13 protein-coding genes are annotated in these 14739 nt (G+C 65.0%); 6 read left to right on the top strand and 7 right to left on the bottom strand.

From position 1 onward, the window contains the following. Positions 1 to 80 precede the first annotated feature (80 nt). From pyk to C0606_17620, 3 genes are all read right to left on the bottom strand, one after another. Positions 81 to 1517 (bottom strand): pyruvate kinase, encoded by a 1437-nt coding sequence (pyk, locus tag C0606_17630; protein PLX35908.1) that lies wholly within the window; start codon positions 1515 to 1517, stop codon positions 81 to 83. Then, positions 1514 to 1963 carry a hypothetical protein gene (locus C0606_17625; protein ID PLX36021.1) on the bottom strand — a complete coding sequence of 150 codons (450 nt, stop codon included), beginning with the start codon at positions 1961 to 1963 and terminating at the stop codon, positions 1514 to 1516. Before C0606_17625 ends, pyk begins: the two co-directional genes overlap by 4 nt. 239 nt (positions 1964 to 2202) lie before the next feature. Continuing rightward, on the bottom strand, positions 2203 to 3111 hold the full coding sequence (locus C0606_17620) for an EamA/RhaT family transporter (protein PLX35907.1): 909 nt from the start codon (positions 3109 to 3111) through the stop codon (positions 2203 to 2205). A gap of 98 nt (positions 3112 to 3209) precedes the next feature. Between C0606_17620 and C0606_17615 the strand changes: the two genes are divergently transcribed. The 3 genes from C0606_17615 (at position 3210) to C0606_17605 (ending at position 4848) form a co-directional block, all read left to right on the top strand. Then, positions 3210 to 4037, top strand: a complete 828-nt coding sequence (locus tag C0606_17615; protein PLX35906.1) for an N-formylglutamate amidohydrolase — start codon at positions 3210 to 3212, stop codon at positions 4035 to 4037. Positions 4038 to 4111: 74 nt separating this feature from the next. Further along, positions 4112 to 4420, top strand: a complete 309-nt coding sequence (locus C0606_17610) for a DUF1244 domain-containing protein (GenBank protein PLX35905.1) — start codon at positions 4112 to 4114, stop codon at positions 4418 to 4420. Between the two features lie 167 nt (positions 4421 to 4587). After that, positions 4588 to 4848, top strand: a complete 261-nt coding sequence (locus C0606_17605) for a DUF2312 domain-containing protein (GenBank protein PLX35904.1) — start codon at positions 4588 to 4590, stop codon at positions 4846 to 4848. Between the two features lie 102 nt (positions 4849 to 4950). On the opposite strand, the gene C0606_17600 is transcribed toward C0606_17605, so the two are convergent. The 3 genes from C0606_17600 to C0606_17590 form a co-directional block, all read right to left on the bottom strand. Next, positions 4951 to 6567 (bottom strand): ATP/GTP-binding protein, encoded by a 1617-nt coding sequence (locus tag C0606_17600; GenBank protein ID PLX35903.1) that lies wholly within the window; start codon positions 6565 to 6567, stop codon positions 4951 to 4953. Between the two features lie 421 nt (positions 6568 to 6988). Continuing rightward, positions 6989 to 8767, bottom strand: coding sequence for a peptidoglycan-binding protein (locus C0606_17595; protein PLX35902.1), 1779 nt, complete (start codon positions 8765 to 8767; stop codon positions 6989 to 6991). A 49-nt stretch (positions 8768 to 8816) separates the two neighbouring features. After that, on the bottom strand, positions 8817 to 10307 hold the full coding sequence (locus C0606_17590) for a sigma-54-dependent Fis family transcriptional regulator (protein PLX35901.1): 1491 nt from the start codon (positions 10305 to 10307) through the stop codon (positions 8817 to 8819). Positions 10308 to 10535: 228 nt separating this feature from the next. Here C0606_17590 and C0606_17585 point away from each other — a divergent pair, with 228 nt between their 5' ends. Continuing rightward, positions 10536 to 12383, top strand: coding sequence for an oligoendopeptidase F (locus C0606_17585; protein ID PLX36020.1), 1848 nt, complete (start codon positions 10536 to 10538; stop codon positions 12381 to 12383). 7 nt (positions 12384 to 12390) lie between these two features. On the opposite strand, the gene C0606_17580 is transcribed toward C0606_17585, so the two are convergent. After that, positions 12391 to 13281, bottom strand: a complete 891-nt coding sequence (locus tag C0606_17580; protein ID PLX35900.1) for a LysR family transcriptional regulator — start codon at positions 13279 to 13281, stop codon at positions 12391 to 12393. A 126-nt stretch (positions 13282 to 13407) separates the two neighbouring features. Between C0606_17580 and C0606_17575 the strand changes: the two genes are divergently transcribed. Both C0606_17575 and C0606_17570 read left to right on the top strand, forming a co-directional pair. Beyond that, complete coding sequence (locus tag C0606_17575) at positions 13408 to 13845, top strand: 4-oxalocrotonate tautomerase (GenBank protein ID PLX35899.1); 438 nt, start codon at positions 13408 to 13410, stop codon at positions 13843 to 13845. Between the two features lie 209 nt (positions 13846 to 14054). Next, a complete protein-coding gene (locus C0606_17570) occupies positions 14055 to 14639 on the top strand; it encodes an oxidoreductase (GenBank protein ID PLX35898.1) in 585 nt (194 codons plus the stop codon). Positions 14640 to 14739 lie beyond the last annotated feature (100 nt).

Here is a 14739-nt window from a genome sequence, read left to right as displayed (position 1 = left end):
TCAGGCCATCTGGATGCCGAAACGAAACCGGCGCCTCGCGGGCGCCGGATCGAAAGGTTCATCGGTGTTCGAGACCTGATCTAGATACCGGTCTCGCCGTCCGAGCCGACGAAGGCGATGCGCAGCATGTTCGTCGACCCGGGGGTGCCGAACGGAACGCCGGCTGCGATGATGATGCGCTGGCCGGGCTTGGCGTATTCCTCGCGGAAGCAGGTGCGCGAGGCGCGGTCGACCATGTCGCTTTCGTCGCGTGCGTCCTCGCCGGCTACGCAATAGAGCCCCCAGACGAGGGCGAGGCGGCGTGCGGTCGAGACGACGGGAGAGAGCGCGATGATCGGGATCGACGGCCGCTCGCGGGCGACGCGAAGTGCGGTGGCTCCCGACGAGGTGTAACAGGCGATCGCCGCCAGATTGAGTGTTTCGGCGATCTGGCGCGCGGCGGCCGCAATGGCGTCGGCACCGGTCGCTTCGGGGTCGGTGCGCTGGGCCCGCAGGATGTTCATGAAGTTCGGGTCCTGCTCGACCTCGTAGGCGATCTTGCCCATGGTTCGCACGGCCTCTGCCGGGTGCTCGCCGACGGCCGACTCGGCCGACAGCATGATCGCATCGGCGCCTTCGAACACGGCGGTGGCGACGTCGGACACTTCGGCGCGGGTCGGCACCGGCGACTCGATCATCGATTCCAGCATCTGGGTCGCGACGACGACCGGCTTGCCGGCACGGCGCGCGGCGCGAACGATCTGCTTCTGCAGGCCGGGCACCTTTTCCAGTGGCATCTCGACGCCGAGGTCGCCACGCGCCACCATCAGCGCATCGGACAGCTCGATGATGTCGTTCAACTGAACGAGCGCCTGCGGCTTCTCGATCTTGGCGAGCACGCCGGCGCGGCCACGCGTGATCTTGCGCAGTTCAGCGACGTCTTCCGGGCGCTGCACGAAGGACAGCGCGATCCAGTCGATGCCCTCGGCGAGCGCCGCATCGAGGTCGGAACGATCCTTCGGCGTCATGGCGCTGACGCTGATCGTGGTGTCGGGAATGCTGACGCCCTTGCGGTTCGACAAGGTGCCGCCCTGTTCGATGCGGGCGACGGCCGTCTTGCCGTCGCAGCTCTCGGTGACCAGACGCAGGCGTCCGTCGTCGAGCAGCAGGCGGTCGCCGGCGGCAAGCACTTCGAGGATTTCGGGGTGGGGCAGGTGCACGCGGGTTTCGTTGCCGGGCGCGGGATCGGAATCGAGCTGGAATTTGTTGCCGGCGACGAGTTCGACGGAATCATTCTCGAATGTGCCGACGCGCAGCTTCGGACCCTGCAGGTCGACCAGGATGCCGATCGGCCGGCCGATCATCAGTTCGACATTGCGGATCGATTCGACCAGCTCCCGCATGGCGTCATGCGAGGTGTGGCTCATGTTGATGCGGAAGACATCCGCACCGGCGCGCGACAACTTCTCGATGGCCTCGATGTTCGAGGTTGCTGGTCCGAGAGTGGCGAGGATTTTGGTGCGACGAAGACGCTTCATTGACCGCCCGTCCCCTCTTGAGAGGGTTCGGTCAGCTGAACGGTCCAGCTACGCTGTTCACCGGTGTCGATTTCGAAGAAACCGGTCTTCTCATATCCGCGGGCAACGCAGTCGGCGATGCCCCGGATGGTGAATTCGTTTTCGCGTGTACACATATATGCCTTACCGCTCCATTCCCCACCTTGGTCGTAGTCTATGGCATAAATGTAATAGAATCGCGAAATCAACGGGCCGGGCACCAGCGTCTCGCAGGTGTCGGGCGGAAGATTCCACCAGCCCTCGGTCACCCAGTCGTCCTTGTCCTTGTAGCCGATCGCGATGCCGACGCGGCTAACCGTCTTGTTACACAAACGGAAATCGGCATAAGCCGGCGCTGCCGAAACGACGGCGGCGGCGATAATCAGGCTGAGCAGGGACAGGCGTGACTTCAGGTTCATGTGACTTATTGTCATCCGTCGCGACAAACCAGGCTCATCGAAGGGAGTCTGAGTGCCTCGAACGGTTTGTGGTCTTCTCGCGTTATTGCGGCGTCGGCGGGGCTTGTCAACGACCGGACGCCGATATCGTCCGCTCGAGCGCGCCACCGCAGGCCGCGTTTGCCGCTTCCCCTGCCGGCTAAAGGCACCTAGTCGGGCAAATGCGACACTATCGTGGCAAGGCCCACTGGAGCTGTCTGGAACGGGGCTTAAGGTGAACGCGGGCGGGCGACCCATATGCCGAGCAGGATCGCCGCGCCGCCGGATATCTGCAAAAGGGTGAGGGCCTCGCCGAGCAGGATCCAGCCGAAGGTGGCCGCGGCAAGTGCTTCGAGGAAGATCACCAGCGAGGAGAAGGCGGCCGACAAATGGCCGAGCGCGTATGCCAGCAGGCCCTGGCCGCCGGAATGGCTGACGACGGCGAGCGCCAGAAGGGCGGCATAGCCGTAGATCGTGTCGGGTAGGAAGCCGTCATCCATGATGAGCGCGACGACAAAGAGGACAGCCGCCGTCACCAGCGATGAGCGGTACACCACGAGGCCGGGCCGGGCGGTGCGCCGGGCGACGCGGACGGCGAGGAAGTAGGCGCCGAAGAACAGCGAGGTGGCGATGCCGTAGAAATCGCCGATGAGGCGCTCGGGCGCGTAGCCGTAGCTGGTGCCGACGAGCGTGCCGGCGCCGATCAGGCATAGCACGAGGCCGGCGAACATCATGCGCGACACGCTTTCACCGATGAACAGGCCGGAGCCGATCAGCACCCAGACCGGCGCCATGGTGGCGAGGAAGGTGGCGTTGGCCACCGTCGTGTTCATGATGGCGAGATGCCAGAAGAAGAGATCGCCGGCAAAGAACAGACCGGCGAGGACATGTGCGCCTGTCCAGGACGGTGTGGCGGTGTGCTCGGGGCCCGCGTTGCGCTCCTCAAGTGCTGCCCAGGCCCACAGCAGCGGCAAGGCGAGGCCGACACGCCAGAAGGCGCTCGCATAGGGGCCGACCTCGGCATGGCGCACGAAAACGGGCGATATGCCCATGGCGACGGCACCGGCGATCAGCGCCAGGAAGGCGACGATGTGAAACGAGGCGGGTGGCGTTCGGGACGTTTGTTCGGGCGCAGACATGCGGGGCAAAAACGTCCTTCGGCTCGCTTTGCAACACCATTGGGAAAAGATATCTCTTCGTATGGCAAGTCGCCCTGGAGGTCACTATTATTTCTTCCATGCTTGAAACGCTCGTTGACCGTGAGACGGATCGTTCCGTTCCGGACGTTGAGGACTTTGTGCCGTTTGAAATCGTGGCCGGCCCTGCCGACCGCGGGCTGCTGATCATCGCCGATCATGCCTCGAACGCGCTGCCGAACGAGTATGGAACGCTGGGGACGACACGTGAGGAGCTGAGCCGCCATATCGGCTACGACATCGGCTCGGCGGCGCTGACGCGGGCGCTTGCCGCCCGCCTTGGCGCGCCGGCGGTGTTGTCGACCTTCTCGCGCCTGTTGATCGACCCGAACCGGGGCGCCGACGATCCAACGCTGGTGATGCGGCTGTCGGACGGCGTCGTGTTGCCGGGCAACGCGAAGGTCGACGAAGCCGAGAAACAGCGCCGCGTCGAGCGGTTCTACGCGCCCTATCACGGCGCGGTGGATGCGGCGATCGACGCCGGTATTGCGGCGGGCAAGCCGCCGGCGGTGTTTTCCGTGCACAGCTTCACGCCGGTCTGGCGAGGCTGGCCCCGGCCCTGGCACGCCGGCGTCCTTTGGGATCAGGATCCGCGCTTCGCGCTGCCGCTGATCGAGAAGCTGCGCGAGGATCCGCGCCTCGTCGTTGGCGACAACGAACCCTATACGGGCGCGCTGAAGAACGACTCGCTCTACCGGCACGGGACGGTTCGAGGCATCGCACATGCGTTGATCGAGGTGCGCCAGGATCTCATTTCCGACGATGAAGGCGTCGAGCAATGGGCCGACCGGCTGGCGCCGATCATAGAAGAAATCCTCGCCCTGCCGGGGATGAACGATATTCACGTCTACGGCTCTGCCGCGGGCTAGGAGATTTTTCACCCAAATCGCTCCGCGCTTCAGGACGGAAAAGGTGCGGGCGTCACAACAACGAGGGGGAGGCCATGGCCGAATTCGACGAGACGACCCAACGCGATCTGGAAGCAGCCGTGTTCCGCAGGCTGGTGGCGCATCTGGCCGAACGCACCGACGTGCAGAATATCGACATGATGAATCTGGCTGGCTTCTGCCGCAATTGCCTGTCGAACTGGTATCAGGACGCGGCGAACGAGAAGGGCCTTGATCTCGACAAGGCCGGCGCGCGCGAGATCGTCTACGGCATGCCCTATGACGACTGGAAGGCGCGCTATCAGACCGAGGCGACGGCCGAGCAGCTCGCCGCCTACGAGATCAGCCGGCCGAAGGACCACTAACCGGCTGGACCACTCCGACTGCCGGCTTTCGGTCTTGACCGATCCGGCGGCATCGGGCACCACTTGCCACCCGAACGGGTGGCGGCAGTCCGGGCCGGGCTGCGTATCGTTTCTCGCATGCGGCCGGTTTACCGGTCGGGACAACAGGATTGCAGGAGTTTCAGGCTATGGCGGAGCCGGGCGGAATCGCGGCAGCACAATTGCGGGCTTTCGTGGAACGGATCGAGCGTCTCGAAGAAGACAAGAAGGCGATCGCGGACGATATCAAGGAAGTTTACGGCGAGGCCAAGGGGACCGGTTTCGACACCAAGGTCATTCGCCAGGTCGTACGGCTGCGCAAGCAGGAGCAGGCCGAGCGCGAGGAGCAGGAAGCGATGCTCGATCTCTACATGCACGCGCTTGGCATGGTGGCGCCCGCCGACGAATAGGGCGCATGCCGTTCAATGGATCGGCATTGAAGCCGGACAACAAAAAAACCGGGCTCCGATTCAACGGAGCCCGGTTTTTTCATGTCGGATTGCGTGTCGAGCTCAGTAGAGCCGCACGACCGTGAGCGTTCCGATTGCCGAGCCGGTGAACACCGTCGACTGCAGGCTTTCGTCGGCCGTCTCGGGGACGAACCCGTTGGCAAGTGCGCGGTTCGGCTTTGCCATCAGCACGGCGAGGCTGTGCTGGTCCGGGTGGCTGAAATTGGCGAACGACATCGTCCGGGTGGTCTTGGCGTCGACGAACAGGCGGCTGCGAAGGCGGCTGCCGGAAATCGAACCGACTGCATCGGTATTGGCGACCATCTGACGATCCGACTTGCCGCTGGGCAGTCCGCTCTCGGCGCGGGCCGCAAGTCGCTGCGGACGGTCACGCGGCGACGGAACGTCGGTCGCGCTGTCGACGGCTGCGAACTGACGGGTCGCGTCGAGCACCGAATTCGGCTTGGTCGTCGGCACTGCCGGACCATAGCCCAGCACGGCCGCGGCATTGGTGTCGATGGTCGGCTTGTCGGACGGGATCGAAGCGGTTGCGTCGTCCGCCGGCGGCAAGGCCGAGGCGATCTGCTGGAACACCGGCTTGTTGCGCGGCACCATGGCGATGATTGCTTCGCCACCCTCGACCTGCGGGGTCGTTTCCGCGCTTGCCAGAAGCGCGAGCGGTTTGGAGCGCGGTTTCGGCGCCGGGCCGGAAGCGACCAGGGTTTCCTGCGCCGGCTCGGGCGCCGGCTCGGGGGCCGCGGCCGGAGTTGGCGTCTGCTCTAAACCGGGCAATGTATCGGCGACGGCCTTCGACGGGCTGGCGACGGTTGCCGGCGGAACCGGACCTGCCGATTCTTCGGGCTGGATGGAATCCTCTTCCTCGTCGCGGCCACCGCCGAACAGGGCGGACAGGAAGCCCTTGCCGGACCCCTTCTGGCGGACGATGTCGTCGTCACCGCTGGTGTAGCGGGCTGCCGAGCGCGAGCTGGAGGCCGAGGCAACGACGGTCGCGGTGCGGGCACGCTTGCCGGATTTGGCGCGCGCCAGGGCCGTGCTGTAGCCCTGCAGCGGCTTGCCGTCGGACGGCACGTGCAGCGTTTCGCCACGCGGGAAGACCTTGACCAACTGGCTGCGGGTCATGCGCGGCCAATGGCGCACCCGGCCGGTGTCGAGGTGAATGAACCGGCTGCGCGAACGCGGATAATAGCCGACGCCGCCGACCTGCTGGCGCAGACCGATCACACGGATCTTGTAGGAATCGTAGCCGGGAATGAAGAAGTCCATCGCCTTGCCCAGCGTGTGCTGGCTGAATTTGGCGACGCCGCGCGAGCGTTTGCGCAGCATGTTGTTGGTGGCCGGAGAGCGATAGCCGGACACCACGTGGATGTCCTTGTTGACGCCCGTCTTCTGATAGACCTCCCAGATGAGGTCGAACAGTTCCGGATCCATCTTGATGCTCTCGTTGCGCCGCCAGTCGCGCAGGAAGCGGTTGAGCTGGCGGAGCCCGGAAGCAACATAGCGACCATTCTTCTTGAAGGTGATCGCCGTGCGCTCATGCGTATGGGTATTGTAGAGATGCAGCGTGCGCGTTTCGGCCGATGCCTGCGGCATGCCAAGCAGCATGACCGAGACGAGAACACCGAATACCGCGAGCGCGATCCTTGATCCACTCATGACCATAGCAAGCAAACTGTGTGACTTTGTCGACAATTTACGTCCCGCAAGTTTTTCCACGCCTTGCGCGCGGACGCACCCCAACATCAACCGTTTACACCCAATTAGGTTAACGAGCGTTTACCGAGGCGCGGTGTAAGATGAAATCTTGGCGCTTCCGGGGCAAGTGCTGTTTTCCTATTGGGTTAAGACGCCGCTGTCGCGGGCGCGTAAGTACTCACCTCAACATCCCGGGATCAACCGCACGGGATGCTGCAAGGCAGCAACGCTGGTTCAATCTGCCCGTCTTTTACACCAAGTGCGGTTTCACGAAAAGCCCGTCAAAATGCCAATGGCCCGGCGCTTTGGGCGCCGGGTCATCGGGATTCTGATCTGGTGTCGTGGTGCGTTTTGTCAACCGTGCGGTCAGGCCGAACGGACGCCGAGCCTAAAGGCCGAGCTTCGCCTTGACCCTGGCGTTGTGGCCATAGATGTCGCGCAACGTGCGCAGTTCCCCGTTCTGGTCGACCAGAGTGGTGAAATAGGTGATGTGAACGGGAATGTGGCGCGGCAGGTCGATGCGGCGTTCCGAACGGCCGAACAGCTTCTTGATCCGCGTCGAGTTCCAGTCGGCATTGTCGGCGAGAATCGCGTCGGCGAAGTCGAGCGGGTTGTTGACGCGCACGCAGCCATGGCTGAAGGCGCGCGCGTCGCGCTGGAACAGGCTCTTCGAGGGCGTGTCGTGCAGATAGACCGAATGCCGGTTGGGGAACATGAACTTGATGCGGCCAAGCGCATTGCGCGCGCCGGGGCGCTGGCGGATGCGCACCTTACGGACGTTTTCCGGCGTCCAGGCTACGGCGGTCGGATCGATCACGCGGCCGTTGTAGACCACTTCGTAGCCGCGGCGGGCGAAATAGGAGCCCGGATTGGCCTGGATGCCCGGCAGCATTTCCTTGCGGGCGATCGAGACCGGCACGTTCCAGTACGGATTGACGACGATGTGTTCCATCTCGTCGGAGAAGATCGGCGTCTGGTTGGTCGGCTTGCCGACGACGACGCGGGTCTGGTGGACGGTGCGGCCGTTCTTGTTCACTCGGACAAGATACTCGGGGATATTGACGTGGACATGGAAGCGGCCGAGCTTGCGCGGCAGCCAGCGCCAGCGCTCCATATTGGCGACGATGTCGGCGACCGGATTCGCGTCGGCCGGACCATTGAGGTGGCGTAGCGTGTTCGGACCGACGATGCCGTCAGGGCTGAGGCCGGCGGTCTTCTGGAATTCGCGCACCGCTGTGTCGAGCGCTTCATCGAACACCAGCGGATCCGGGTTGGCCGGGGCGGCGTCGGTCTGCACGGTTTCGGCGGCGGCAACACGGGTCGTTGGCGTGGGAACGGACAGGCGCTTGCGCAGCAGCGGGACGCGCTTGTCGGAAATGCCAAGTCGCATCGCGGCGCCTGCGGGCACGCGGATCGGTTTTTCAGCGACGGCCTCGGTGGCGCGCAGTTCGGCAAGCTTTTCCTTCAGCTTTCGGGAGCCCATATGCGGCGGATTGTAGGCGACGAGCACATTGGCCGGGCGCGGCGCGCGGGCAAGCGCCTCGAGCACCGAGAGCGGCTCGGGGAAGGTCGGCTCGGCATTGATGTAGCCGGAAATGGACTTCGGCTTGAAGCGGCCGCCCTGGGCATCGTGGGCATAGGCGAGCGCGGCGCGGACGAGCGTCAGCTCGGCCACGGCCAGTATGCGCGGCTCGGCCTTGTGGGCGGCGGTGAAGCGTGTCTGCGGCAGGATGTAGGCCGACGGGTCGAGGCCGTCTTCATCGGCGTTGGCGATCGCTTCGATGAGCGTCATGCCGCCGGCGGTGAAGCCGTTCTTGTCGGTCCAGGCCGGTGCCCAGTTGCGTTCCTCGTAGAACTTGGCGAGGGCGCGGAAGGCGGTGTCATCTGCCGTCTTGCGGCTCAGTTCTTCCTGGGTGATGTCGAGCCGGATTTCCTCGGCGATCGGATCGGCGAGCGGGATATGGTAGGCGAGCGTGCGGGCGAGATGCGGCATCGCGCCGAGATCGGGCACTGCGGCAGCCGGGCTCGCCAGCGCAACCGTTGCGACGGTCATTGCCAACAGGCCGAGATGTCCATGCCGTTTCATCTGCGATCTCCCATCTGCCATCTTCAGCGCCCGGCGCCGATTGTCGCTACCGTTTTCCAATACTGGCGCTGAACGCGCCATGAACAATTATGTGACTGAAAATCCGTGGCCATGATGTGACGCCAGTCACTTATTCGGCGGCTTCCGAATCAAGACCATAGTCGCTGACCTTGCGATACAGGGTCGAGCGGCCGATGCCGAGCCGGCGGGCGACTTCCGCCATGCGGCCGCGATAGTGGTCGAGCGCGAGGCGGATCATGTCGGCCTCGACCAGATCGAGCGGGCGGACATGGCCATCGTCGTCGAGTGCGCGCAGGAACCCGAAAGGCGCGTCGCCATTGTAGGCGGCGATGGCGGGCGCGGTGTCGCGCGCGGGTGTCGTGGCGGGCGCGGCGGCAGCGTCGCCGGCGCCGGTATCGATTTCCGGCGGCGTGCCGACCTGCTGGGCGATCTGCGGGAACTCGTCGACGGTCAATGTTGCGCCATCGCACAGCACGACGGCGCGGAAGATCGCGTTTTCGAGCTGGCGGATATTGCCCGGCCAGTCATAGGCCTGCAGCATGGCGACGGCGGACGGCGAGATCGCCGTGATCTGGCGCTTGCCCTCTTCGGCGGCAAAGCGGGTGATGAAGTGGCGCGCCAGCTCGGGGATGTCCTCGCGGCGGTCGCGCAGCGGCGGAATCCAGACTGGAAAGACGTTGAGACGATAATAGAGGTCCTCGCGGAAGCTGCCTTCCTTGACCAGATCGATGAGCCGGCGGTTGGTCGCGGAGATCAGCCGGAAATCGGTGCGAACCGGCTTGCGGGCGCCGACCGGATCGATCTCGCCCTCCTGCAGGGCGCGCAGCAACTTGACCTGGATGTCGGCCGGCAGTTCGCCGACCTCGTCGAGGAACAGGGTGCCGCCATGGGCCTCCTGGAACTTGCCGACATGTTTGTCGACGGCGCCGGTGAAGGCACCCTTTTCATGGCCGAACAGGATCGACTCGACCAGATTGTCGGGGATGGCGCCGCAATTGACGGTGACGAAGGGTTTGGCGCGGCGTTCGCCGCTGCCCTGGATGGCGCGGGCGACGAGTTCCTTGCCGACGCCGGATTCGCCTTCGATCAGGATCGGGATTGCGGATGCCGCCGCGCGCTCGCCGAGCCGGATCACCCGGTCCATCACCGGGCTCGAGGTGACGATATCGGCAAAGGTCAGCGTGCCGCTTGCAAAGCGGCGGATGCGGGTGATCTCGCCCTCGAGCGAATTCACCTTCATGGCGTTGCGGATCGAGACTTCGAGACGTTCCGGCGACACCGGCTTGACGGCGAAGTCATAGGCGCCGGCGCGCATCGCCGAAATCACCGTGTCGATGCCGCCCTGCGAGGTCTGGACGATGACCGGAATGCGGATCTCGGCTTCGCGCATGCGCGTCAGCACACCCATGCCGTCGAGGTCGGGCATGACAAGGTCGAGCACGACGACGGCGATGTCGGCGGCGTCGGGGCCCATCAAGACATCGAGCGCGGGTTCGCCTCCGTCGACGCTCAGCGGCGAGAACCCGGCCTTGCTGACGGCTTCCTCAAGCAACCGGCGCTGGATCGGATCGTCGTCGACGATGAGTATGCGTTTGGCCATAAGCGGCGAACCCCTCGTGTCGCCGTCAGGTCTTCAGCCCGGGCGAACCGTCCCATTTTCGGCCATTCTCTTCGTTTCCGGTTAACAAACCGCTGCCCGGCGAACGGTTTGGCGCGGCAGGGCATTGATCGCCGGGCACAGAGGTCGATATCACTAGGAACAAGGGCGAAGACTGACGATGCCGGCGCGTAACGCGCTTGGGCCACAGGGAATGATGCGATGAGTGTGATGAACCGCTGGATCAACGAGACGCGGATGGCAGCCGGAGCGCAGTCGGCTGTGGCGACCGATCTCGGCGCACTTCCCGAATGGGATCTGGCCGACCTCTACCCGGCGCCGGACAGCGACGCGGTCAAGGCGGATCTCGCGGCGATGCTTGACGGCGCGCAGGCGTTCGAGGAAGCGCACAAGGGTACGCTTGCCGGTGCGCTCGAAGAGGCCGATGGCGGCGCGAAGCTTGCCGCTATGATCCGCGACTACGAGGCACTGCAGGAACGCATGGGCCGGCTGATGTCGTTTGCCGGGCTGCTCTATGCCGGCAACACCACCGATCCGCAGCGCGCGAAGTTCTATGGCGACGTGCAGGAGAAGGTGACGACGGCGAGCGCGCATCTCTTGTTCTTCGAGCTGGAACTGAACCGTATCGAGGAAGCGACGCTGCAGGCGGCGATGGCCGATGAGGGCCTCGCTCATTACCGGCCCTGGCTCGACGATCTGCGCGCCGAAAAGCCCTATCAGCTCGAGGATCGCGTCGAGCAGCTGTTCCACGAAAAGAGCGTGACCAGCACGGGCGCCTGGAACCGGCTGTTCGATGAGACGGCGGCGGGGCTGACCTTCGATGTCGACGGCGAAAAGCTCGGCCTTGAGGCAACGCGCAACCTGATGCAGGACGCCAGCGAGGAAAAGCGCAAGTCGGCGGCGGATGCACTCGCGACCACCTATCGCGAGAACATGCGCATCAACACGCTGGTGCTCAACACCATCGCCAAGGATCTGGAAATCTCCAATCGCTGGCGCGGCTTCACCGATGTTGCCGGCGGGCGGCATCTGGCCAACCGGGTCGAGCCGGAAGTGGTCGACGCGCTGGTGAGTGCGGTGCGCGACGCCTTCCCGCGGCTGTCGCACCGCTACTACGCGATGAAGTCGAAGTGGCTCGGCAAGCCGGTGCTGGAACACTGGGATCGTAATGCACCGCTGCCCGGCGGCGACAACCGGATGTATCGCTGGGACGAGGCGCGTGACGTGGTGCTCGACGCCTATTCGCGCTTCTCGCCGCAGATGGCCGATATCGGCCGCAAGTTCTTCGATGCCGCCTGGATCGACGCGCCGGTGCGCACCGGCAAGGCGCCGGGTGCGTTTGCCCATCCGACCGTGCCGAGCGCGCATCCCTACCTGCTGCTCAACTATCTGGGCCGCACGCGGGACGTCATGACGCTGGCGCATGAACTCGGCCATGGCGTGCATCAGGTGCTGGCCGGCGCGCAGGGGCCGCTGATGGCCTCGACGCCGCTGACGCTGGCAGAGACCGCGAGCGTGTTCGGCGAGATGCTGACCTTCCGCGCGCTGCTCGCCGAGACCAAATCGGTTGCCGCGCGAAAGGCGATGCTCGCCTCCAAGGTCGAGGACATGATCAACACCGCGATCCGACAGATCGCGTTCTACAGCTTCGAGCGCAAGTTCCATCTGGAGCGCCGCGAGGGCGAACTGACCTCGGAACGGATCTGCGAGATCTGGATGGAGGTGCAGGGTGAGAGCCTCGGCCCGGCGATCCGGCTCGGCGAGGGCTACGAGACCTTCTGGTGCTTCATCCCGCACTTCGTCCATGTGCCGTTCTATGTCTACGCTTATGCCTTCGGCGACTGCCTGGTGAACTCGCTCTACGCCGTCTACGAGGGCGCCGAGGAAGGCTTCCAGGACAAGTATTTCGACATGCTGAAGGCCGGCGGCACCAAGCATCACAGCGAGCTGCTTGCGCCGTTCGGGCTCGACGCCTCCGACCCCGGCTTCTGGGCCAAGGGGCTGTCGGTGATCGAAGGACTGATCGACGAGCTGGAAGCAATCGACAAGGCTGGCTGAGGCCGCATCAAGGGAACGCGCGGCCGCCTTCGGCTTTCTTGAGCGTTTGCGCGACGCGGCGGGCGAGCGCACGCACGTCCTTGTCCGGCGAGCGGCAGAGCAGCACCACGGCGCTTTCCGGCAGTGGTGGGAAGCCGTCCTCGGGGCCGAGGATGCGCAGGCCCGGTGTGACGTTGCGCCGGCCGATTGCCGCAATGCCGAGGCCGCACGCCACCGCATTGTGAACCACCTGCAGGCCGTTGCCGGAAAATGCCTCGACCCAGGGCATTCCCGCGCCATCCAATGCGGCGATCGCCGCCTGGCGGATCTGGCAGGGCTTGGGCAGGGCGATCAGCGGAACGGGCCCGCCGGCGGGCAGGGGCGCGCTGGCGCTCGCCGCCCAGACCATCGGATCGCGGAACAGCACCTCTTCTTCCGGCCGTGGCTGGTTCGATCGCAGCACCGCGATGTCGAGCGCCCCGTCGTCGTAGAGCCGGCGCAGATCGGCGGTGAGACCAAGCGTGAGCGAGGCCGCTATGCCGCTTGTGCCGGCCGCGTCGCCTGCTTGCGACAGCATGGCGAGCACCTGCGGCAGGTGGATGCCGGTCGCATGTTCACTCAGGCCAACGGAGATACGGCGCGGCGCGGGTTGTTCGCGGGTTGCGGCGATCATGCCGTCGTGCAGCGCCAGCAGGTCGCGCACCTGCGGCAGCATCGTCTGGCCTAAGGCGGTCAGTTCGATGCGGCGCGGCGAGCGGGCGAGCACCGGGCGTCCGAGCCGCTCTTCCAGCTTGCGGATACGAATGCTGATGCCGGACTGGGTCGCGTCCAGCGCATCGGCGGCGGCGGTAAAGCTGCCGAGGTCGGCGATGGCGGCGAAGGCGCGCAGGAGGTCGATGTCGAGCGACTGCATGATCATTTCGAATAGTAATCTCTGATATATTCATCATAACATTTATTCATGAATAGGGAAGCCGCATGATCCCTCCATCGGCCGCCCGGACTTCCGGTTCGGGACGGCGCCCCCAAATCGCTGGAGAAAGACATGCCGATCCTGAACCTCACAATTGCGCTCGCTCCCGGAGTTTCCCTCGACCGCCGCCGGCTGGCGACCGGTCTCACCGGCCTTGGCGCCGATCTGCTCGGCAAGCGGCCGGAGGCGACCGCCGTCGTGATCAACGCGGTGGAGCCGCAGGATTTCTTCGTTGCCGCGCGCCCAGTCGGCGAGACGGCGCTGACCGCGTTCAGCCTTGATATCCGGGTCACCGAGGGGACCAACACGGCGGGAGAGATGGCGGATTTCATCGCTGCCGCGTTCCGTTTCCTGGAAGAAGAGACCGGTCCGATCGAGCCGGTAAGCTATGTCAGCGTGGTGCAGGTCCCGGCGGTGGCCTGGGGCTATGGCGGGTACTCGCAGGCGGAGCGGGCGAAGATGAAGGCAACTGGCGCGCCGCTGTCTCGTCGTAGCGCGGTCGCCCTTTGAGCCGGTGGGCGCGGCGGCCGGTGCCGATGCGCCTGTTCGCCACGAGAATCCGCTTGCCGAGGCGGAAAAACCGGCTAAAGAAAACGAAACGGGCGCGCGGCGTGTGAAAAACGCCGCCTGCTGCCCGAGCTGTTTTCGTACAATCTGGTGGCCGGCTTTCCGCAAAGGGCGCACATGCCTTGCCGTGGCGGATCCGGTGGGAGGTGCCGATGGATATTGGCGCGCTGGAATCCGGTGTTTCCGGGCCTTTCGTGCTGGCCGTTCCCGGAGTTTTCTCGGCTGAGGAATGCTCGCGTATCGAAGCGCTTGGGCGTCCAGAGCTGACCGATGATGGCGGGCTCGTCGGTGGCGTCGTCCACCACAACATTCGCCGTGCCGATATCGCCTGGCTCGATGATCGCGGCAGCGGGCGCTGGGTGATGGACCGTGTCGTCGATACGGTCGCCTCGGCCAACCGGCGGCACTTCCATTTCGACCTGACGGAATTCGGCGAACGGCTGCAGGTCGCGCATTATTCCGCCGAGGTCACGGGCCATTACGACTGGCACAGCGACATCGGCGACGGCCAACTCGCCGCGCGCCGCAAGCTGACCATGGTCGTGCAGCTCTCCGATCCGGATGCTTACGAGGGCGGGGCGCTGGAACTGAACGCGTCCGGCCGCGCGGTGGCCGCACCGCGGCGTCAGGGCGATGCGGTGCTTTTTGCCAGTTTCGTACCGCACCGGGTGGCGCCGGTAACGTATGGCCGCCGCGCCTCGCTGTCGGTGTGGATCCACGGACCGGCGTTCCGCTGAGCGGCGTAACCGTTCGTTCACGCTATCGCCGGCGATCCTTGTATCGTCATCGCTTTGCGATATCTGATCTGGATATCTGTTTCGCAAACGAGATCGGCGC

Source organism: Hyphomicrobiales bacterium (assembly GCA_002869065.1).
GTDB lineage: Bacteria > Pseudomonadota > Alphaproteobacteria > Rhizobiales > Rhodobiaceae > Rhodobium.
Note: the sequence above shows the minus strand (reverse complement) of the source record. Positions and strands in the feature narration are given on the sequence as shown.

Bases quoted from the DNA above. Each gene is read 5' to 3' on its own strand.
- pyk (PLX35908.1), bottom strand. From the start codon at position 1,517: ATGAAGCGTCTTCGTCGCACCAAAATCCTCGCCACTCTCGGACCAGCA.
- C0606_17580 (PLX35900.1), bottom strand. From the start codon at position 13,281: ATGATCATGCAGTCGCTCGACATCGACCTCCTGCGCGCCTTCGCCGCC.
- C0606_17605 (PLX35904.1), top strand. From the start codon at position 4,588: ATGGCGGAGCCGGGCGGAATCGCGGCAGCACAATTGCGGGCTTTCGTG.
- C0606_17595 (PLX35902.1), bottom strand. From the start codon at position 8,767: ATGGCGCGTTCAGCGCCAGTATTGGAAAACGGTAGCGACAATCGGCGC.
- C0606_17575 (PLX35899.1), top strand. From the start codon at position 13,408: ATGCCGATCCTGAACCTCACAATTGCGCTCGCTCCCGGAGTTTCCCTC.
- C0606_17615 (PLX35906.1), top strand. From the start codon at position 3,210: ATGCTTGAAACGCTCGTTGACCGTGAGACGGATCGTTCCGTTCCGGAC.
- C0606_17600 (PLX35903.1), bottom strand. From the start codon at position 6,567: ATGGTCATGAGTGGATCAAGGATCGCGCTCGCGGTATTCGGTGTTCTC.
- C0606_17610 (PLX35905.1), top strand. From the start codon at position 4,112: ATGGCCGAATTCGACGAGACGACCCAACGCGATCTGGAAGCAGCCGTG.
- C0606_17570 (PLX35898.1), top strand. From the start codon at position 14,055: ATGGATATTGGCGCGCTGGAATCCGGTGTTTCCGGGCCTTTCGTGCTG.
- C0606_17585 (PLX36020.1), top strand. From the start codon at position 10,536: ATGAACCGCTGGATCAACGAGACGCGGATGGCAGCCGGAGCGCAGTCG.
- C0606_17590 (PLX35901.1), bottom strand. From the start codon at position 10,307: ATGGCCAAACGCATACTCATCGTCGACGACGATCCGATCCAGCGCCGG.
- C0606_17620 (PLX35907.1), bottom strand. From the start codon at position 3,111: ATGTCTGCGCCCGAACAAACGTCCCGAACGCCACCCGCCTCGTTTCAC.